We start from the raw sequence: 20,674 nt of genomic DNA, 5'->3' as shown, positions 1-20,674 counted from the left end.
ATAGGGGCAGGTCGCCGCGATACCTCTCACGGTTCATAGCGATGAGTCCTCTGTGTATGCCCGCTTCGGCAGGCAGATCTGTTGAACGGATTTATTATACCGTGCAGCGCGGACGCACAACGTCCAGCACGCCGCGGTTTCGGTAAACGATGCCGGTAATACCCTCGAAATAATCGAGCGTTTCTGACGCACGGACACATGTGAGCGTCTAGCATATCCAGTCAAAACGGATTCACGAGCAAAGGGAGTCACAAGAGCATATGAAGCAATGGGTTGGACTGGGCAAGTTTCTCGCGGGGCACATGCAAATCATCGTTCCGATTTGCGTGGCGCTCGGCGTGCTCTTTCCCCAACAAATCGGCGTTCTCAAGCCCATCGTTCCCACCTTGTTTGCCTTTATGACGTTCCAAGGTGCGCTCAGCAACACCTTTCACCAGGTAGCCGAGGTGTTCCACCGTCCGCTGCACCTGATTCTGGCGTTGTTGGTCTCGGCGGCGCTTATTCCCATCGCGGCCTATGCCATGGGATCGTTGTTCTTTGGTTCCAACCCCAACCTTGTCTGCGGCATCGTGCTCGAATACAGTGTGCCCGTGGCAGTCACCGCTTTTATGTGGATCAGCATGTTCGGCGGCAACGGCCCGCTCGCACTCACCATCATCCTGACGTCCTCGGTCATCTCACCTGTGACGATTCCGCTTACGCTCAAGCTCCTGCTGGGCGCCACCGTCTCGATCGACGTGCCAAGTATGATGCAGAGCATGGCCTTTATGATCGCCATCCCCGCCGTGCTCGGCATCGTGATCAACGAGCTCACGCGCGGATGGGGGCACGAAAAACTCTCCCCCGCGCTCTCGCCCGCCTGCAAGTTCATGATGATGGGCGTTATCGCCTCCAACTCCACCGCCATGAGCGAGTACATGCTGCACATGAACGCGGTGCGCTTGGAAGTAGCCCTCTTTATTTTGGTCTTCGCCATCAGCGGCTTTGTCGTCGGCATTCTGGTCGCCCGCGCGCTGCATCTGCCATATAGCGAAACGACCACCATGTGCTTTACCTGCGGCATGCGCAATATCTCTTCGGGCGCCGTCATCGCCACGCAATACTTTCCGGGCGAAGTTGTGTTTCCCGTCATGTGTGGAACGTTGTTTCAGCAGGTGCTCGCCTCGCTTATCGGGCACTTCTTTGAGCGTCTGACCGGCGAGGAGCGCGCCGCCCAGCGCAAGCGGGTCGAGGCCGGCCGCGACGCCATGGCACGCTAGACTGTCCGCATTACGCGGGGCTAGTCTTGCTATACGAGCGTTTCCAGATGCGCGCGCAGGCGCTCCGCATCGACATCGAGCGTGGTCTCAGCATTGACCTGAGCCAGCCGATACCCGACAAAGTAGGGTGAAACCACCCAACGCGGCAGCGCCTTGGCAATGGTCCGACCGTCCATGTGGTAGAAGAACAAGTTGTACGACTCTGCGCGACCACCATGGTGCTCGTTCAGGATATAGCGCAGAGCTACCTGAATCGCATCGGCGAAGAGGTCCGTCTCGGCCTGGTCTCGCGCGCCATCGCTGGCGGCGATTCCCTGCGGGGCTGAAACGTTGACCTCAAAGAACCCCATGATCGGTTCGGTTGAGATGTCGACCGAGATTCTCCCTTGTTGCCAGACACTGATGCCTTCAAAGTTGGCTGAGGTCAGCGCCGCATAGCCGTCCTCCTGTTCCAAGCCCACAATCTGCATGTGTGGATGGACGAGGCTGCCGCCCGAAAGCGGGCCTTTGTTCTTGTACATGAGCACACTGCGGTACTGTTGGGAATCGATCATCTGCTGCCAACAGCCCAGGGCAAACCGCATCACATGATGCAGCTCATCCGGTTCATAGGTCACCAGGTCGGCGTCGTGATTGGCAGACTCGATCAATACGGTCTGACGTGTGGCGCGCAGGGTCTTGAACTTATTCTCGAGCCAGATGCAGTCACCGTCGCGCTGGATGATGTTGGCGAGCCCCTCCGTGTTGCAAAAGGGACACGCGGTACCGGGGCGACGGTTGTCGTCGGGCTTGCCGCTCGCCTGCTGAACATCGAATACCAGCGCCACGGGTTATACCTCCAGCGGCACGATCTTGGTGCCATGGAGCTCGGAGACGTCTAGCGCCGCCGCGACCGCGTCGCGATTTGCCGTAGTGATGCCGCCGCCGGGAAGGATGGCCAAACGATCACCCGCATACTCGATTAAACGAGCCAGGTGATCGAAATTATCCTCGATCGACGTACCGGCAGCGCCGCCATGCGTGAGGATGCGCGTAACGCCGCAGTCGGCAAGTGTATCAATCGCATCGAGCTGAGCCTCGGGCGAGAGCTGGTCAAACGCCATGTGAAAGGTGATGTCGATGGGCTCACGCTTGCATTCCTCGGTCGCGCAGCCCGCGGCCATCACGAGGGCGCCAAGCGTAAGTTCGTCGAGCGCCCATCCGCCAGCGCAGGGCTTGCAGCAGCCAAAGACCAAGCCGTCAACGCCGGCGCTTACGGCAAGGCCCAGGTCCATCTCCATCATGCGCAGCTCGTCTTGGTTGTAATGAAAGACACCGCCACGCGGGCGAATCATGCACATCACTCGCGCGTCATGCTCGTGAGCATAGCTGACTGTAGCGCTGATAACGCCGGCAGAAGGCGTGGTGCCACCAACGGCGAGGTTGTCGCACAGCTCGATGCGCTTTGCACCGGCATCGATAGCTGCCGGCACCCGCTCAAAGTTCTCGGCACAAAACTCGTACAGCATAGATAGACCCCCAAAGACAGCAGATGTTTTCCGACGGGCATTGTCACACATCCCCATGAAATTGCGGTGGAATAGGGACTCTTTTGGCCTCTGAGACTCCCATTTAGTCCCTATTCCACCGCAACATAAGGGGGACAGAACCAAAGCAACGCCGCAGGCAGAGGACGGACAGCGAGCGGGCACCAGAGCGACAACTTGACATGAAAAGAGGACGGCATAGACCTTCTGGTCATGCCGTCCTCTTTGAATGACAAGTTGTCGCTCTGGTGCCCGCGCAGCGTCAACTGGTCCGCCGTTCGGTAGAACGGCGGAACTTCCTAGCCACCCAGGTAGGCTTTACGCACGTTGTCGTCGTGCAGGAGCTCTTGGCCGGTGCCGGTCATGGTGATCTTGCCAGTCTCGAGCACGTAACCGCGCGTAGCAATCGAAAGCGCCATCTGCGCGTTTTGCTCGACCAGAAGTACCGTGGTACCGGCCTTGTGCAGGTCCTCGACAATCTGGAAGATCTGTTCGATCAGAATCGGTGCCAGACCCATGGAAGGTTCGTCGAGCATAAGAAGTTTGGGGTTACTCATAAGGGCGCGCCCCATAACGAGCATCTGCTGCTCGCCGCCCGAAAGGGTGCCGGCGACCTGGCGACGACGTTCCTTCAGGCGCGGGAACTGCTCGTAGACGCGCTCCAGGCCCGGAGCCACCGTGGACTTGGGCTGCGTATAGGCACCCATCTCCAGGTTTTCCTCGACCGTCATCTGCAAAAAGGCGCGACGACCCTCGGGAACCTGAGCCAGGCCCTTACCAACCAGCTTATCAGCGGGCGTATGGGTAATATCCTCGCCCATAAACTTGATGGAGCCGGTCTTGGAGCGCAGCAGGCCCGAGACGGTCTTGAGCGTTGTAGACTTGCCGGCACCGTTGGCGCCGATCAGGGCCACGATCTCGCCCTCGTTAACGTTAAAGGAGATATCCTTGATGGCGTGGATGGCGCCGTACCAGACGTTGATGTTGTAGACGGAAAGCATCGGCTCTGCCATTTAGTTCTCCCCCTTATCCTGCTTACCCAGATACGCCTCGATAACGGCGTCGTTGTTCTGGATTTCCTCTGCCGTGCCCTTGGCGATGACCTTACCAAAGTTGAGCACGCAGATACCCTCGCAAATATTCATGACGAGCGACATGTCGTGCTCGATAAGCATGATGGCAATGCCGAAGGTGTCGCGAATCTTAACGATGTTCTCCATGAGCTCCGCGGTCTCGGACGGGTTCATGCCGGCGGCAGGCTCGTCGAGCAACAGCAGTTTGGGGTTGGTGGCAAGCGCGCGGACGATCTCCAGACGACGCTGGGCGCCGTAAGGCAGCGAGCCGGCCTGCTCGTTTGCCAGATGCTCCATATCAAAGATGGACAGCAGCTCCATGGCGCGCTCGTGAGCAGCCTTCTCGTGCTTCCAATACGTCGGCAGGCGCAGCACGCCCTCAAAGCCGGAGTAACGCTCCTGGTTATGCAGGCCGACCTTAACGTTATCCTCCACCGTCATGGTATTAAACAGGCGAATGTTCTGGAAGGTACGGGCAATACCCATGCGGTTGACCTGGTAGACCGACTTGCCCGAGGTGTCCTCACCGTCGAGCAGGATGGTGCCGTGCGTGGGCTGATACACCTTGGTGAGCAGGTTGAAGACCGTGGTCTTACCGGCGCCGTTGGGGCCGATCAGACCGGCAATCTCGGTCTTGCCGATAGTCAGGCTAAAGTCGTCGACTGCCTTAAGGCCACCGAACTCAATGCCCAGGTGGATGCACTCGAGTGCCGGGCGCTCGCCTAGGTCACGGTCGGGAACGATGGCGCCAGAAGGATACGGGACCATCTTGCCCTTGTTGAACTCAAATTTACTGGGCATCGGCTGCCACCTCCTTCTTGGAAGCAAAGCGGTCCTTGACGCGACCGAAGAACGCCTTGAGCTGCGGATTGTTGGTAAAGATCATGACCAGGATCAGCACGATGGCGTAGATGAGCATGCGGTAGTCCGAGAACTGACGAAGCAGCTCGGGAAGCACCGTGAGCAGCGCCGCCGCGATGACGGAGCCGCGCATATTGCCCAGACCGCCCAGGACCACGAACACCAGGATGAGAATGGACGTGTTGAAGTCGAACTTGGTGGCGGAGAGCTGCGAGAAGTTACCGCCGAAGAGGGCTCCGGCAGCACCGGCGAGGGCAGCGGAAACCACGAAGGCGATCATGCGGTACTCGGTGACGGAGATGCCTACGGACTCGGCTGCAATCTTGTTATCGCGCACGGCCATAATGGCACGGCCGGTACGGCTGCGAACCAGGTTGAGTACGATCACGAGTGCGACCATGACCAGGATGGCACCGGCGAGGAAGGTCGAGTACGTCGACACGCCCGAGGCGCCCTGGGCGCCCTTGATGATGGCGGTGCCGTCCTCGAGCAGGTGCAGGTCGTCGATCGTAGAGTTACCCGTGATGTTAAAGATCACGTGCAGGCCGCGGGAGTCGACGCCCACAATGAGGCAGGTGACGATCTCTTTGATGATCTCGCCAAAAGCCAGGGTCACGATGGCCAGATAGTCGCCGCTCAGGCGCAGGACCGGGATACCAATCAAGAAGCCCAAGATGGCAGCGGCGATAGCGCCGACCACAATGCTGATGATAAGGCGCACCGGATCGGAGGGAACGGCGCTCTCCAGCGCGACGGCGGTGACGATTCCCGTATAGGCGCCGACACTCATAAAGCCCGCGTGGCCCAGCGACAAGTCGCCCGCGATACCGACGACGAGGTTAAGGGAGATGGCCATGACGATATAGGCCGTGATGGGAACCAGCTGACCGGCGATCATGCGCGGAATCATGTGGTTAGACTGCATAAAGAACACGATGGCGAAGGCCACGATGCACATGGCGTACGTGACAAAGTCGTGACGCGTCTGCTTGTCTTTAAGAAACTTCATGCCGCTCACCTACACCTTCTCGGGGACGTACTTGCCCAAGAGGCCGGCAGGCTTGACGAGCAGGACGATGATCAAAACACCAAAGACGATGGAGTTGGCAAGGCTCGTGGAAATGTAGGCCTGCGCCATCGCCTCGATGATGCCGATGAGAATGCCACCGACAAAGGCACCGGGGATGGAACCGATACCGCCGAAGACGGCGGCGTCGAAAGCCTTGATGCCAGGCATGGCGCCCGTCGTGGGCTGCAGCACCGGCGAGTAGGAGCACAGCAGCACGCCGGCGATGGCGGCAAGGGCAGAGCCGATGGCGAACGTCATCGAGATGGTGCGGTTGACGTTGATTCCCATGAGCTGAGCGGCGGCCTTGTCCTCGGACACGGCGCGCATGGCTTTGCCCATCTTGGTCTTACCTGTAAAGAACATCAGGCCGGCCATGATAACCAGGCAGGCGACGATGGTGACGAGCGAGACGGCGCTTACGTTGAACTTGGCCAAGAACTCCGGCACCTGGAAGGTGACGAGCGAAGTGAAGTTCTTGGGCGTGGCGCCCCACAGAAGCTGCGCGGCGTTCTGCAGGAAGTAAGAAACGCCGATAGCCGTGATCAGAACGGCCAGCGGGCCTGCTTGGCGCAGCGGCTTATAGGCCAGACCCTCGATGAGAACACCGAGAACGGTACAGACCACACAAGAAAGAATTACAGATGCCCAGCCCGGGAGGCCGAGATACGACGTGGCACAGAACGAGACATAGGCACCGACCATGATGACGTCGCCGTGAGCGAAGTTCAGCATCTTGGCGATACCGTAGACCATGGTGTAGCCCAACGCGATGATGGCGTAGACGCTGCCCATGGACAGGCCGTTGACCAGGTATTGGATAAAGACCGTCATGTTCCACATCCCCCTTTCGAATAGGTTTCCATTTAATGTATGAAACAGGGACGTTACACTGTCCCTAGATACCAAGCAAGCAGGGAAGGCCAAAACCTCCCCTGCTTGGGATCAAAACCGCTCTATGTAAGGCGGCCAATTAGGCCTGTACGTACTTGCCGTCGGTGATGACGTACGCCGTGGGCTCCTTCTGGACCTGGCCCTTATCGTTCCAGGTGAGCTTGCCGGTCAGACCGTCAACGGTAATCTTGAGCATAGCTTTGGACAGCTTCTCGGCGACCTCGGTCGGGTCGGCGTCGACACCAAGACCGGCCTCCTTGACGGCCTCGGCCACCGCGTGCACGCCGTCGTAGGCGTCGGCGGCAAACTGGTCGGGGGTATCGCCGTACTTATCCTTGTAAGCGTTGACGAAGTCGGCGTTCTTCTCGTCGTCGGCGGAGAACGGGGTCATGAGCAGCAGACCCTCGGCAAGAGAGGTATCGAAGCCCTCAACGCCCAGGATACCGTCCATGCCGTCGCAGCCCATCATCTTGACGTCGTAGCCCATGTCCTTGGCGTTCTTGAGCAGGACGGACGCCGGCGTGTAGTAGATCGGCGCAAAGATCATGGTGGCGCCGGCCTGCTTGGCCTTGGTCAGCTGGTTGGTAAAGCTCGTGGCGGAGTCGTCCTTAAAGGTCTCCTCGTCAACAATCTCGAGCTTGGACTCAGCGGCCTGGGCCTTAAAGGAATCTGCGATGCCCGAAGAATAGGCGTCGCCGGAGTTATAGAACAGCACGAACTTCTCGTCCGCATACTTCTGCGCCAGGAACTTGGCAGCGTTGACACCCTGGTTGGGGTCGGTGAAGCAAACCTGGAAGACGCAATCCTTGCCGTCGGTGACGTCCTCGGAGGACGCGGACGGGGTGATCATGAACGTCTTGGGGTCGTTACCGCACTCTGCGGCGACGGCAACCGACGCACCCGTGGTAGTCGGGCCGACGAGGGCCTGCATGCCCCAGTCGAGCAGGGTGTTGAAGGCGTTAACGGCCTTCTCGCCATCGGCCTGGTCATCCTCGGCCTTGCTGGCAAGCGGCAGCTCCTTGGTCGAGAAATCCTTGCAGCCAAGCTCGACACCCTGGGTAACGGACTTGCCGTAGGACGCGTTGGCGCCGGTCAGCGGGCCGATGGTACCGATCTTAAACGAAGCGTCGCTCGAAGCGGAACCGCTGTCGCCGCCGTTGGAGGAGCAGCCAGCTAGAATGGACATCGCCCCCAGACCTGCTGCGCTCGCGATAACGCTCCTGCGATTCATAACAGGGTTCAATGACTTACCGGTGAGGCTCGACATGCGGCTCTCCTCTCAAATCTCGTCGGGTTTCGGTTACCCGACAGGCCATCCTTCGCCGTGTTCGGCGTTCGCAAAATAGTAGACGCTTTAGTTGAGAAAAGTGGCGATTATTTCAACTTTTCTTTTGCTTTGTCCATTTATCCATATTTATGCGTATTTCTATCAGTTTATGCAGTTTAGCCACTTTATTATGTGAAAGTAATGTTTCTGTTCTGTTACAAGCGTCCTTGCCTTGCATAGAACGGCCCCACCGGTCTCGTTATATGCACTTAGGCGGCGATGTACTTGCCGTCCTGAATCACATAGGCCGTAGCGGGCTTCTCGACTTGGCCTTCGTCGTTCCACGTGAGCTCGCCCGTCAGGCCCTCGATTTTGATCTTGCGCATGGCCTTGGCAAGGTCGTCGGCAATGTCGGCATCGTCGGCCGTAAGGTCGATGCCCGCTTTATCGATAGCCTCGACGATTGCGTGGACGCAATCGTAGGCGTCGGCGGCAAACTGGTTAGGCGTCTCGTCGTAGGCATCCTTATAGGCCTTGACGAAGTCGGCATTCTTCTCGTCGTCAGCCGAAAACGGGGTCATGAGCAGTACGCCCTCGGCAAGAGAGGTATCGAAACCTTCCACAGAGAGCAGGCCGTCCATGCCGTCGGTACCCATGAGCGTCATGTCGTAGCCCATGTCCTTGGCGTTCTTGAGCAAAACGGACGCCGGCGTGTAGTAGATCGGGGCAAAGATGAGCGTGGCACCGGCCTCCTTGGCCTTGGTCAGCTTGTTGGTAAAACTCGTGGAAGAGTCGTCCTTAAAGGTTTCGGTATCGACGATATCGAGCTTGGACGTCTTGGCCTGCTCGGCAAAAGCGTCGGCAACGCCCGAGCTATACGTATCGCCGGAGTTGTAGAACAGGGCGATCTTGGCATCCGCGTACTTCTCGGCCAAGAACTTCGCGGCGCTGGCGCCCATGGTGGGATCGGTGAAGCAAACCTGAAAGACCGTGGTCTTGTCCTTGGTGACGTCGAGCGACGAGGCCGAAGGCGTAACCATGAGCATGTCATCGGCAATCTCGCCCGAGACGGCGACGGCGGCACCAGTCGTGACGGGGCCGACGAGCGCCTGCATGCCCCAGTCGCACAGGGTATTGAAGGCGTTGATAGCCTTCTCGCCGTCGGCGACATCGTCCTCGGACTTAAGCGAGAGTTTGAGGTCCTTGGTCGAGAAATCCTTGGCGGCGAGCTTGGCACCCTTCTCGGCCGAAACGCCATAGGTTGCCGCGGCGCCGGTCAGAGGGCCGATGACACCGATCTTGAAGGTCTTGCCGTCATCGGCGGAGCCATCGTCAGAACCACCCGACGAGCAACCGGCAAGCGCGACGGTGCTGCCGAGCGCCGCGGCGCCAACCAAGAAACTCCTGCGGTTAAGTACGTTGTTGATGCTAAACATGGTGTCCCCCTTTTCGCTGGCCGCGGTGCGGCCGTCTTGCGGTACAGGGCAAACCTTATGGTGCAAACGTTGACAGTTTGTTACGGAGTTCCGTTTGTAGCGAGCATGTTTCCAATGTTTCCGCAGCGTTTCGGGGGTGCCGTTTTGTGCGACTCCTGTTGCCTGGCGAGCACGCGCCCTCGGTTCACGCTAGAATGCACTCAACCTTTAAGCGGTTAATCCATCCATAAGATGCACGAAGGAGCTATCTATGAGCGAACCCCTGCGCACCGTGAACGTCGGCCTCATCGGTCTGGGAACCGTCGGCGGCGGCGTGGCCCGTCTGATCAAGAGCCACCACGATGAGTACCTGGCAGCCTACGGCATCGACCTTAAGCTGACCCGCGCCTGCGCGCTTGCTTGGGAGCAGGCCGAGGCGGCAGGCATTGAGCGCGAGGCCTTTACGAGTGACTGGCACGACGTCGTCACCGACCCCGCCGTCGACATCGTCGTCGAGCTGATCGGCGGCGAGCACCCCGCGACCGAAATCTTCACCACCGCCTTCGAGAACGGCAAGCACGTCGTCTCTGCCAACAAGGCCCTGCTGGGCCGTCATGTTGAGACGCTCGCCGAGAAGGCGCGCGCGTGCGGCGTGCAGATTAAGTGCGAGGCCAGCTGCGGCGGTGGCATCCCCATCGTGAGCACGCTTGAGCACGACCTGGTGGGCAACAAGATCCTGACCATCGCCGGCATCCTCAACGGTACCACCAACTATATCCTGTCGCGCATGGACGCCGAGGGCGCCGATTACGCCGACGTGCTTGCCGACGCGCAGGCCAAGGGCTATGCCGAGGCGGACCCGTCCGCCGACGTCGACGGCTTCGATGCCGCCAGCAAGACAGCCATCCTCGCCTCCATCGGCTTTGGCACCCGCGTTACCACCGACGATGTGTACCAGCAGGGCATCCGCACCATCGGCGCCGAGGACATCGCCCAGGCCCGCGAGCTCGGCTACACCATTAAGCTGCTGGGCATCGCACGCAACACCGACGCCGGCGTCGACGTTCGCGTGCACCCCACGCTCATCCCGGCAGACCATATGCTTGCCAAGGTCAACGGCGCCATGAACGCCGTCTATGTGGTAGGCGACGCCGTGGGCGAGACCATGTTCTACGGTGCCGGCGCAGGCTCCTTCCCCACCGCAAGCGCCGTCGTGGGCGATATCCTGTCGCTCTCTGAGCAGATCAGCCGCGGCGTGGCTCCGCTGCCCGAGATTGAGCCCTATGGTCACAACCTCGCCTTTAAGCCCATGGACGAGCTCCAGACCAAGTACTATGTGCGCCTGAAGGTCGCCGACCGCGTGGGCGCCCTGTCCGAGACGGTCGACATCTTTGCCAAGCACAACATCTCGATCTCGCTCATCAACCAGGTCGAGGACGGCAAGTCGGGCGTCAGCGATGCCTGCTCGGTCATCTTCCTGACGCACCGCGCGCTCGAGAAGGACGTCCAGGCTGCCGCCGCCGAGCTTGCCAGCGTCGACTGCGTGGCCGAGGTCGCCAACGTCCTGCGCATTGAGGACGTTGAGGCTTGGACCGAAGGCGTTATGGCCAACTAGCCCGATTCTCGGCAAATCAAATAACGCAAAAGGGGCTCCTATCCGATTGGATGGGAGCCCCTTTTGCTACATCCTTTGAGCGAACTGGTCGACTAACGTTTGAACAACTTGACCGTTCGTCAACAACCGTGGATACCGTTTGCCGATATGCGACGGCAGCTGTATTTTGCCGCCGCTATGCTGTGCCGTGTATGTCCGCCCGCGATGAGAGGAAGCACCATGTTGCTCGAGGGCAAGAAAGCAATCATCACCGGAGGCACGCGCGGTATCGGCTATGCGATCGCCTGCCGTTTTATCGAGGAAGGCGCTGCCGTCACCGTCTTTGGCTCGCGCCAGGAGACTGCCGACGCGGCCGTTGAGAAGCTGGCGGCCGCCTATCCCGACGCCAAGGTCTGGGGCCGCTCCTGCGACCTCACCTCACTCGAGGCCGTGACCGAGGCCTTTACGCAGGCCGCAGCCGACATGGGCGGTCTCGATACGGTCGTCAACAACGCCGGCATCTCCCAGCGCTCGCCCCTTTTGGATTACACGGCCGAGGAGTTTGCAAAGGTCATGGACCTCAACGTCGTCGCTGTCTTTAACGGTCACCAGGCGGCCGCCAAGATTATGACCGAGGCCGGCCACGGCGGCACCATCACTACCACGAGCTCGATGGTCGCCAAGTACGGCCAGCCCTCCGGCGTCGGTTACCCCACGTCCAAGTTTGCCGTCAACGGCATGGTCCAGTCGCTCTCGCGCGAGCTCGCCCCCATGGGCATCCGCGTCAACGCCGTTGCCCCCGGCGTGACTAAGACCGACATGGTCGCCAACCTGCCCGAAGAGGTTATTAAGCCCATCATCGCCACTATTCCGCTGGGTCGCATGGGCGAGCCCGAGGATGTCGCCAACGCATTCGTTTTCCTAGCGAGCGACATGGCCTCCTATGTCACGGGCGCCGTGCTCCCCGTCGACGGAGCCGCCCGCTCCTAAAGGTCGCAAGCCACGACTTCGAACCTCAACGAGGCCCAACGCAAAAGGCGCGCTGTCTGCATCAACCGCAGGCAGCGCGCCTTGTTCTGTTTGTAAGGGAAGCTGCGTCCCGTTTCGAACGCCGATTCTGGGACACCGTTTCCGCAACGGGTCGGGACTGCGGAAACTACATCCCAATCTGGTTATCCATTCCGGGGCACAGTTTCCCGAAGGGCGGTTGAGTCATGCCATCCTAATCAAAACGAGACCGTATAGCACCCCTAAGATAACCAGCTCTCATTCTGGAGCAAGCGCATCAGGCAGCACGACCGCTCGCCGACGTGCAATTTGTTGCACAGTAAAATCGGCTAGTGGCACCCTTATCCTTTATTTAGCGAATAAGGTCAAGGAAGGGAGAGTATCATGCCAAGACGGCAAACACCGCTCGAGGTCATGTTCTCCCTGTTCAAGACTTCATTTACCCTGAGCCATCGCGCACTTGCTGAACTGTTACTATCCGATCTGCCGTTAACAAATGGACAGCCTACCGCCCAAATGGCACAGGACACCAGCTGGCTTTCGCGCACGATTGTGCACTCGCAGCCGGGCTCCCTAGAAGATCGCTACTTTACCGACTGGTCCTGCGCATCGAATCAAATCCTGCACAAGCTACAGGAAAAAGGGTATTCGAACGCCGACATCTATACCATGATTGCGGCAGCAACTGACGCGATGGCTCAAGCGCTCAGTGCCTGTGGGCGCAATGGGTTCCTTTACCGGAACGCCGCCTCGCGCCTCGTCAGCTGCCAGCCAGACAAAGATGACAGGGCTCTTATCTCAATCGCGCTCGTTGTTTCGACCGCCTGTTGGTGCGATCCGGCCCGTGCTATCGCGTACATCAGGAACCGCTTTGAATTCGCAGAGAATGTCAGGTCGTTTACCCCCTCAAGTATTTCTTTCTGTCCATGCGATTTAAAACAAACGGGCACCGAACATGCGATCGGCCTTATCAGGATCGATAACGAACTCGTCATCGGCGGCCCTTATGTCATTGAGCCTTCTGCCATGGGCACCACCATCGGAGCGCTCGCACTCGAAGACGGCGCTGTCACCGATGTTGGGCTGGATGTCTCCGCCAGACATCTCCGTATCTTCGCCGAGAACAATGCTTGGTACGCACAAGACCTCGGTTCGACCAACGGCACGCATCTGATTCGAACAGCCGACAACAACGAACTCGACATCAGCACCGGAGCACCCGCCCGGCTGTACCCCGGCGACATCCTGCGCCTGGGTCTCAGCACCACTTTTGCCGTCGTAGCAACGACGGCTATCTTAGCAAATCAACATTACTAACCATGGAAACAAGGTGACTATGAGCATCACGGATGTCATCAAATATGAGGGCAACAACCAAACTTTTATCTGGAAACACCCCTCAGAAGACTTCAATACGGGCTCGCAACTCATTGTTCACGAGACCCAAGAAGCAATTTTCTTCCTTAATGGACAGGCCCTGGATTCGTTTGGACCAGGCAGGCATGAACTTGAGACTCAAAATCTACCGTTACTGAACGGCATTTCGAAGATAACGACCGGTGGTGTCAGCCCGTTTCACTCAGAGGTCTACTTTGTTAACCTCATCGAGCAGATGGGCATCCGCTGGGGAACCAATTCCAGGATTCAGTTCATGGAACCGACTTATGGATTTCCGCTCTCGCTCGGGGCGTCTGGAGAGATGGCTCTTGCTGTAAAAGAGCCCCGCAGGCTCCTTCTCAAGCTTGTTGGAACCGAAGCTTTGCTCTCCCAGGACAAGCTGATCAGTTATTTCAAAGCTTTCCTGCAAACTCGAATAAAAACTCATCTTGCACAAGTAATTACCGAACAAAAACTCTCCATTTTCGAACTTGATGCACACCTTGAAGAGTTATCCGACTCGCTTAAGAACAAGCTGCTTCCCGACTTTGCCGCATACGGCCTCTCATTAACGCAAATGCTGGTCACCGCGATCGTCAAACCCGAAGGTGATCCGGTATACGAGAAGTTTAAGGACCTCCATTTCAAGCAATATGCCGACGTACGCGAAGCACAGATAAAACGACAGGTCAGCATTATCGAACAAGAAACTGCGCCGCAGCGCACCGTAATCTCCGCAAAAGCACGCGCAGAAAAACGGCAAATCGAGGGCTATACCTATCAACAGGAACGCAGCTTCGATGTTGCCGAAAAGATGGCCCAAAACGAAGCGACTGGCGAATACGCAAACATGGGAATTGGCCTGGGCGTAATGGCCGGTGTCGGCGGAACCATGGGGTCAGTTATGACCGATGCACTCTCACAAGCGACCGGCACGTCCGCGACGCAGCCCATCCCTGCGGATACCAATTCGCAGCAAAGTGCTGCAAAGTTCTGTTCCGAGTGTGGATATCGCTTCTCTGGAACCGAGAAGTTCTGTCCCGAATGCGGAGCACGGAGGTCATAATGAAGAACACGCAGGCATATATTGCAGCAATCCCCGTAGCCCTCTTCATAGTTATCGAAAGCGTGGCCGTACTTTTATTTGGACCCTCAACTACCTTTTGGATTGAGAGCGCATTCTCTTTGGTCATGCTCGCCCTGGTGGTTTCAACCTTGTTATTTGGACCCCAAAAGAATCTTAAGATATTTGGTATCTCAAAGATACTTGTTATTGGCGTATCGTTTACAGTCCAATTGTTGTTAGGCATGCTAGGGTCCGCGTTAAAAACAGAGGCGCTTCCAGCAATTCCAATTCTCAGTTTTCTGCTAGCAAGCGCTGCGACAGCCACGCTCTTTGCAACAGGCGCTTCCGAATCTCACGCATCTACTGTTGAAAACCAAGTTTCAAGCAAATCGCAATCCATGCAGAACCTTGAACTTCAGCTAAGACTGCTTCTAGATGAATCACCTTCAGAGTTGCGCGCATCAATGACCAGCCTCTTGGAAACTTCAAGCTTTGCCGACCCCGCCAGTTGTGAAGCAAGCGCTCAAATTGAAGATGAAATATCGAACGCACTTCGTGATCTATCGCAATCAATCGAATCAAACGATATCGAAGGTGCGAACTCGAAAATATTGCGCATGACTTCGTTGATAAGGCAAAGAGCGGCACTGGTTAAAGCAAGCAAGGACAGCTAATGATCGATAAGGATAAATTAATCTCGCTTCTTATTTCAAAAGAAATTCCGGTAAAAACGGCCCAGAGATACAAAACTATTGGCTATCGAATAAAGCTCGAGAGTGGAACAGCCGTATTTGTCTACGACAGCGGCGGCTTCTTTTGTCAAGGAAATAACGCTGATCAGGTCCGGAAAACCATCGAAGATGAAATCATTGATGAACCAAACAACAAAGTTTTCGTTGTTTACGGCCACGATAAAACCGCCCGAAACCAACTCCAACGTCTTCTCGAAGAGTTAAATCTCGAGCCTATTTTCCTCGATAATCAGCCTATAGGGGGCCGAACAGTAATCGAACAACTAATGGAATACATCCCTTGCGCTAATTTCGGGATAGTACTTATGACCCCGGACGATATAGGCTGTCCAAAGAATGAACAGGATCAACCGCAGCCAAGAGCTCGCCAGAACGTAGTTTTGGAGCTTGGGATGTTACTGATGAAATTCGGCAGGTCTAGGACCGCGATCCTTCTCAAAGAAGCCGACCCGCCGATAGAAAAACCGTCCGATATAAACGGCATCTTATATCTCCCTTACAAGGATGACGTTTTTGAGATAAAGCAGAAACTAATACGGGAAATGAACAGCAAAGGGTATGAAATGGAGCAATCGAAATGAAAGCGCTAAAATGCGAACTCTGCGGTAGCACAGAGATAATCAAGGATGGAGACTTTTTCGTCTGTCAAAGTTGCGGTATGAAATACACGCTTGAAACCGCAAAGAAAATGATGGTCGAAGGTGTTGTCCAAGTTGAAGGCACAGTGAAAACAGACCGCACTGAAGATGTCAATCGATATCTCGCCTTGGCCAGAACCGCTCAAAAAGCAGGTAACAACGCTGATGCTGAGAAATATGCCTCCATGGCCCTCGAGATTGATCTTAAGAACGCCGAGGCATGGTCAATAAAGGCAAAAGCGATAGACTGGCAGCTCACGTTTGACAACGATCGCTTGTCGGAATCAAATGCAGCATGCATCAATATGCTAAAGCTGCTAAATCGAGCCCCATCAGATTTTGATGAGATAAACGCCGCGCTAAACATAGCGATAGGTTTCATTGAGCATTTGCGAGCTATCACAAACTCTGAGATAGACTATTTCTGCCAGAAACTTGCAAATCTACCGAATGCGAAGAATCTAGAGTTAATTCAATCGGGGCTCATTCGTCACTTACAGTCGCGTGAACTCCAATGGAAAAATATAGAGGCCGTGTGTGAATTACAAACGGCTGCCGTAAAGAGGCTCAGCAAAGAGCAGGGGGAGAGTGCCGAGATACCCGAGAATATCGAAGAGCTCCTCGACGCCTTTACCGAAGACCTTTCCGGTCTTGCAGCGCGCAACATTTCATCAATGTATTACAATGCTGCAATCACGATCCTAAACTCTGCGGTCAACGGCTGCTCCACATGGTCGGAACGGTGGAACAAGGTCCGTGTATTTGATTACTACGGGACAGGTGATTTCGACTATGACAACGAAGAAGAAGCTCTTAATCTATGCATAAATGCGTACGATAGTTGCATAGAAGCGACTCGCTTAGCTATCGACCTCTTTGACAATAAAGTCGCCAAACAAGGCACTGCCACAGACGAGATGCTCTTAAGATGCTGGGGCATATTGTGCACTCTCGAGGAGCTATGTATCAAAGTTCGAACAAATCGCCGATACTACAGCCAGTACTCTAGCGGGCAAATAACAAACGACGGCTTTTTCCTTGGCGATGAGGCAAAACAGCTTCGGAGAGAACAGTTAGAAAAGGACATGGCAAAGCGTGACGAATACGACCCCGAGAAGAAGAAGGAACGTGAGCGCGCTGAAAAAGAAGCAGAGTTCCAAGCCAAATACTGGTTAGATAATCCTGTTAAAAAGACGCAAAAACAAGCGCTCGAAGATGAATTTGACCGGCTGGGGAACGAACTTCGAGAGCTTAAGAGCAGACGTTCCTTTTTCAGCCCGTTCGAATTCAAGGCAAAACGAGAATGTGATGCAAAAATCGAACAGGCTCGCGAGCGCAGGCGGGAAATCAAGAACTCTCTGAAGGCCTTAGACGATGAACTCCTGGCGTACGTGTCAAGCGAAATTGAATCATAACTTTCACCGCTCGCCGCAACGGTCCATTGGCGACCTCAAAGGCGCCTCAATAGGATAAGAGCGATTTCACACCATGGAGGAATGGCGGGCAAGCGCTCGGAATGTTCATTTGTCTGATAACCGATATTCACTCTAGCCCGAGCAGATTAAGTCCCGCCACCGTCATCTTGCACACGAGCGGCCTTGCGGACACCTTTTCTAAATATCCGGCAGCGATTAGGCTCGACAATGACCTACTCGCTGTCGGCTTTGTCACATCGAGATAGCTCGATACACCATCAAGCGTAGATTCGCCAAAGGCACCGAAGATATGCATCTGTGCCGCATAAAACAGAATATCTTTTGCCCTTTCGGTAAACGTATCGTCGAGCTCATCGATCGCCCGCTTAAGATCATCGAGTTGTACGCGCTTTTCAGCCAAATCGCTCAGAACGGCATCTTGCGTTTGCTCGACCAAATCAAGAATCATTGCAACAAACGGAGTTGCATCGCTACCATTAAGGGGCCTCTCCACCACGTCAAACGCCTTGTAATATGCGGTTTTATTCTCAGCAATCGTCCTGGAAAGCGACAACACCGTAGGCTGCGACAACGTCTCGTTCAGGCTCAACGCGAGAAGATATCTCCCCGTTCTCCCGTTACCGTCATAGAAGGGGTGAATATACTCAAAGAGAAAATGGCAGATTGAGGCTGCATAGAGGCTTGGGACATCTTCGCGATTGCCCAACTCTATCATCTTGCCAAGGAGGTCAATGATTTCGGGCTCCGAGGAAACACCCTGATGGAGAATCTTGCCCCGATTGTTCTCAATCACAACGGGACCCAAACGGAACATCTTGCCATCCGGACGGTCCTTCGGGTCAAGCACGCCCTTAGTGACGGCATCGAAAATCTCGCGGATATCCTCGGGTTTGCCGGGACGACTTGAACCATCCACCAGCTGAAGGTAGAGGCGAGCGAATTCAATAAAAGGAGTGTGCTCCTTTTCGGCGGCACCGCAAAGTTCGGCCGCGGCATCCTCCGCAGACTCCAGCGCCGCTTCAATCTGGCGCCGTGTGCTGTGCACACCTTCCATTTCGTTGCTGAAAACAACCTCCTCAAGCACCAGCGAACGAATCGAGGCCCCCAAAGCCACATAAGGCAAGCTGTTCCACAGGTTGGAAATCTTTCGCTCTTTTCTGAGGATCCGCTCGCTAGCAACGGACAGGTTCAAAGGAACACAAGCGAACAGTTCACCATGCTCAAGGTGAATTCCAGTCCGCACCGTGCCGTCGGCAGTAAGGCGCTCGCGCAGCAGCTCGTCATGGCAAGCATAACGATCGGAGCTTGAATCTGCATAAAAGAGTTTTTCGAGCGTCTTGTACGCCATCGCTTCATCGCCCCTTTGAAATCAAATAGCTTAATCGTCTTTCATTATTTCGAATTAATCCGATATTTGCAATTAAGACTCAAGAAATGCATTGTCTAATTTCAGAATTTGAAGTATTGGGAATTAAGGTTTCCTTATTTACATAGCGAGCTAATTTCAAACCTCAGCAGAGCTTTATGCAAGAGGCGCGCGTCCTGCATCAATAGCAGGCAGTGCGCCTTCTTCTGTTCGAAAAGAAAACTGCATCCCAGATTTTCGGCTCAGAATGGGGTGCGCTTTCCAAAGGGCCTTGTTCCGGAAAACGCGTCCCATTCCGAGCCTTCAAACCGGGATGTACTTTCCGCCAGGGGCTTCATCCGTCCCTGGTCTCTCCGAAGGACCGCCTCGCTACCTGCCGTCGTCGTCCTGGGCTTCTTCTCTTGCATAGAGCTCCAGCATGCGGCGGCGGTATTCGCGCACGGCGAGCTTGGCGCGCTCCAGGCGGCGGCGCTCGCGCGGAGTCAGCTCGGACGGGTCGACCTCGTCTCCATAGGTCTTATCGGCAAGCAGGTGCGCCGCGTCCACGATGCGGGCATCGATGTGGCCGCTCGCCGCCTCGGCGGAAAGACGCTCGGCAATCGTATCGAGCGTAGGCAGGCCCTCGAATACGCGACCATGGCCATGCGAAGTCAGCAGCTCATGCTCGCGCGCGAGCAAGCTCGCTAGGTCGTGATGGGCGCGCAGGATGTCGAGTGCATCGGATGGATGCTCGGCAACCTCTGCCACGGCGGCAACCGGCGCAGCATCCACCACGCGGTAGAAGAGCTGCGCGAGCAGCGGCATCAAGAACACCGTGATGGCGCCGGCGGCAACCATAACCGACGCGATGTCTTGCGACAGCGCGCCCGCGTTGACGGCAACGCTCGTAACGGCAACGATGATCGGTAGCGCCGTGGTGCAGTACAGGGCCACGGTAATGCGGCCATACGCCGACACATCGCGCGTCGCGGGACAAATGCCCATAGAGATGAGAATGGGCACGGCACGAATAATCAGCAACGCCACGATAAAACCCGCGAGCAAGCCCGGGCGCGACACCACGGCCGTCAGGTCGATCTTTGCGCCCGATACGGTAAAGAACACCGGAATCAAAAAGCCGTAGGCCAGGCCGTCGAGCTTGGTCTCGAGCGTATGGTTACCCTCGGGGATGATATAGCGCAGGACAAAGCCGGCGGCAAAAGAACCCAACACGATGTCGAGGTCAAAGATGGCCGAGAACGCCACGAGCGTGACCAGGATGAGCACCGTCAGGCGCACGAAGGTCTGCGACGTGGTGTCGGCGCGTTCCTCGACAAACGCAAAGAAGCGGCTGCCGACGCGCTTGGAGCGACTTGGGACCACGGCCAGCAACACGCAAACCGCCGCAAACAAGCCAAGGATTACGAGCGTTTGGATACCGGTGCGGGCAGACAGCAATACCGACATAGCAAGCACGGGCCCAAGTTCGCCCCAGGTGCCATACGCGAGAATCGAGTCGCCCACACGCGTTCCGGTCAGCGAACGCTCACGCATGATGGGCACGAGCGTGCCGAGCGCCGTCGAAGTGAGGGCAAGCGTCACGGCGATACCGTCGAAATGGCTGACCGAGAACCACGGGGTAAAGCGCACGGCGAGCCAGGCGATACCAAACGTGACGACCCACGTCGCCAAGCCGTAGCGTCCCTCGACGCCCGTGATGCTCTTGGGGTCGACCTCAAAGCCGGCAAGCAGGAACAAAAAGGCCAGGCCGAGCTCGGACACAAGCGAGACCTCAGCATCCACATGGATAATGCCGAGCATATGGGGTCCCAGCACCGCGCCGAACACGAGCAAAAAGACCGTCTCGGGAACGGGTTTCCCGGGAATCGCCGAGGCGATGAAGGGGCTTGCAAAGGCCACGAGCGCGATGATGGCGAGCGAAACGAATGCCATGTGATGCCTTTCTCTTGTTTGGGCTTCACTGTAGCACCCTCGCCGTCCTCAACGCGCCGCGAGCTGTCGTATCATAGTGAGGTTTACAAACATGTGGCTCAAGGCGACCGCAGGGCAGACCCCGCAAACCGACCGCTGCCGCAT

18 protein-coding genes are annotated in these 20,674 nt (G+C 56.5%); 8 read left to right on the top strand and 10 right to left on the bottom strand.

Features of this window, described 5'->3' with window-relative positions; translation table 11 throughout:
• The first annotated feature begins 260 nt into the window (after positions 1 to 260).
• Positions 261 to 1,259 carry a bile acid:sodium symporter family protein gene (locus ABG996_RS02115; RefSeq protein ID WP_347478265.1) on the top strand — a complete coding sequence of 333 codons (999 nt, stop codon included), beginning with the start codon at positions 261 to 263 and terminating at the stop codon, positions 1,257 to 1,259.
• Positions 1,260 to 1,288: 29 nt separating this feature from the next.
• On the opposite strand, the gene ABG996_RS02110 is transcribed toward ABG996_RS02115, so the two are convergent.
• The 8 genes from ABG996_RS02110 to ABG996_RS02075 all read right to left on the bottom strand — a co-directional run bounded on the left by ABG996_RS02110 (position 1,289) and on the right by ABG996_RS02075 (position 9,382).
• Entirely contained in the window at positions 1,289 to 2,086 is a 798-nt protein-coding gene (locus tag ABG996_RS02110; RefSeq protein ID WP_347478264.1) for a DUF4931 domain-containing protein, read from the bottom strand.
• Between the two features lie 3 nt (positions 2,087 to 2,089).
• Positions 2,090 to 2,767 carry a copper homeostasis protein CutC gene (locus ABG996_RS02105; RefSeq protein ID WP_347478263.1) on the bottom strand — a complete coding sequence of 226 codons (678 nt, stop codon included), beginning with the start codon at positions 2,765 to 2,767 and terminating at the stop codon, positions 2,090 to 2,092.
• Between the two features lie 317 nt (positions 2,768 to 3,084).
• Positions 3,085 to 3,798 (bottom strand): ABC transporter ATP-binding protein, encoded by a 714-nt coding sequence (locus tag ABG996_RS02100; protein ID WP_006234438.1) that lies wholly within the window; start codon positions 3,796 to 3,798, stop codon positions 3,085 to 3,087.
• Positions 3,799 to 4,659 (bottom strand): ABC transporter ATP-binding protein, encoded by an 861-nt coding sequence (locus tag ABG996_RS02095; RefSeq protein WP_055287178.1) that lies wholly within the window; start codon positions 4,657 to 4,659, stop codon positions 3,799 to 3,801.
• Positions 4,649 to 5,728, bottom strand: coding sequence for a branched-chain amino acid ABC transporter permease (locus tag ABG996_RS02090; RefSeq protein WP_117758808.1), 1,080 nt, complete (start codon positions 5,726 to 5,728; stop codon positions 4,649 to 4,651). The genes ABG996_RS02095 and ABG996_RS02090 overlap by 11 nt, the downstream gene beginning before the upstream one ends.
• A 9-nt stretch (positions 5,729 to 5,737) precedes the next feature.
• The gene (locus ABG996_RS02085; RefSeq protein WP_117582912.1) at positions 5,738 to 6,619 is read right to left on the bottom strand and encodes a branched-chain amino acid ABC transporter permease; all 882 of its coding nucleotides are present in this window, start codon (positions 6,617 to 6,619) and stop codon (positions 5,738 to 5,740) included.
• Between the two features lie 139 nt (positions 6,620 to 6,758).
• Complete coding sequence (locus ABG996_RS02080) at positions 6,759 to 7,946, bottom strand: ABC transporter substrate-binding protein (protein WP_006234442.1); 1,188 nt, start codon at positions 7,944 to 7,946, stop codon at positions 6,759 to 6,761.
• Positions 7,947 to 8,215: 269 nt separating this feature from the next.
• The gene (locus ABG996_RS02075) at positions 8,216 to 9,382 is read right to left on the bottom strand and encodes a substrate-binding domain-containing protein (protein WP_347478262.1); all 1,167 of its coding nucleotides are present in this window, start codon (positions 9,380 to 9,382) and stop codon (positions 8,216 to 8,218) included.
• Between the two features lie 250 nt (positions 9,383 to 9,632).
• Between ABG996_RS02075 and ABG996_RS02070 the strand changes: the two genes are divergently transcribed.
• From ABG996_RS02070 to ABG996_RS02040, 7 genes are all read left to right on the top strand, one after another.
• Positions 9,633 to 10,976 carry a homoserine dehydrogenase gene (locus ABG996_RS02070; protein WP_117655181.1) on the top strand — a complete coding sequence of 448 codons (1,344 nt, stop codon included), beginning with the start codon at positions 9,633 to 9,635 and terminating at the stop codon, positions 10,974 to 10,976.
• Between the two features lie 219 nt (positions 10,977 to 11,195).
• Positions 11,196 to 11,945, top strand: a complete 750-nt coding sequence (locus ABG996_RS02065; protein ID WP_347478261.1) for an SDR family NAD(P)-dependent oxidoreductase — start codon at positions 11,196 to 11,198, stop codon at positions 11,943 to 11,945.
• 402 nt (positions 11,946 to 12,347) lie between these two features.
• Positions 12,348 to 13,280, top strand: a complete 933-nt coding sequence (locus ABG996_RS02060) for an FHA domain-containing protein (protein ID WP_347478260.1) — start codon at positions 12,348 to 12,350, stop codon at positions 13,278 to 13,280.
• Between the two features lie 19 nt (positions 13,281 to 13,299).
• Complete coding sequence (locus tag ABG996_RS02055) at positions 13,300 to 14,406, top strand: SPFH domain-containing protein (protein WP_347478259.1); 1,107 nt, start codon at positions 13,300 to 13,302, stop codon at positions 14,404 to 14,406.
• Complete coding sequence (locus ABG996_RS02050; protein WP_347478258.1) at positions 14,406 to 15,080, top strand: hypothetical protein; 675 nt, start codon at positions 14,406 to 14,408, stop codon at positions 15,078 to 15,080. Before ABG996_RS02055 ends, ABG996_RS02050 begins: the two co-directional genes overlap by 1 nt.
• Positions 15,080 to 15,739, top strand: a complete 660-nt coding sequence (locus ABG996_RS02045; protein WP_347478257.1) for a TIR domain-containing protein — start codon at positions 15,080 to 15,082, stop codon at positions 15,737 to 15,739. The genes ABG996_RS02050 and ABG996_RS02045 overlap by 1 nt, the downstream gene beginning before the upstream one ends.
• A gap of 77 nt (positions 15,740 to 15,816) precedes the next feature.
• Entirely contained in the window at positions 15,817 to 17,211 is a 1,395-nt protein-coding gene (locus ABG996_RS02040; RefSeq protein WP_347478256.1) for a hypothetical protein, read from the top strand.
• Positions 17,212 to 17,338: 127 nt separating this feature from the next.
• Here ABG996_RS02040 and ABG996_RS02035 read toward each other — a convergent pair whose 3' ends face one another.
• Together ABG996_RS02035 and ABG996_RS02030 are read right to left on the bottom strand one after the other, a co-directional pair.
• The gene (locus tag ABG996_RS02035) at positions 17,339 to 18,580 is read right to left on the bottom strand and encodes a Fic family protein (protein WP_347487172.1); all 1,242 of its coding nucleotides are present in this window, start codon (positions 18,578 to 18,580) and stop codon (positions 17,339 to 17,341) included.
• Between the two features lie 387 nt (positions 18,581 to 18,967).
• Positions 18,968 to 20,530: a cation:proton antiporter domain-containing protein gene (locus tag ABG996_RS02030; protein WP_347478254.1), complete on the bottom strand. Its 1,563-nt coding sequence runs from the start codon at positions 20,528 to 20,530 to the stop codon at positions 18,968 to 18,970.
• Between the last annotated feature and the right edge of the window lie 144 nt (positions 20,531 to 20,674).

The sequence above is a fragment of the Collinsella aerofaciens genome, from assembly GCF_039836695.1.
Classification (GTDB): Bacteria; Actinomycetota; Coriobacteriia; order Coriobacteriales; family Coriobacteriaceae; genus Collinsella; species Collinsella aerofaciens_BD.
This window is presented reverse-complemented; position numbering and strand designations above follow the sequence as displayed.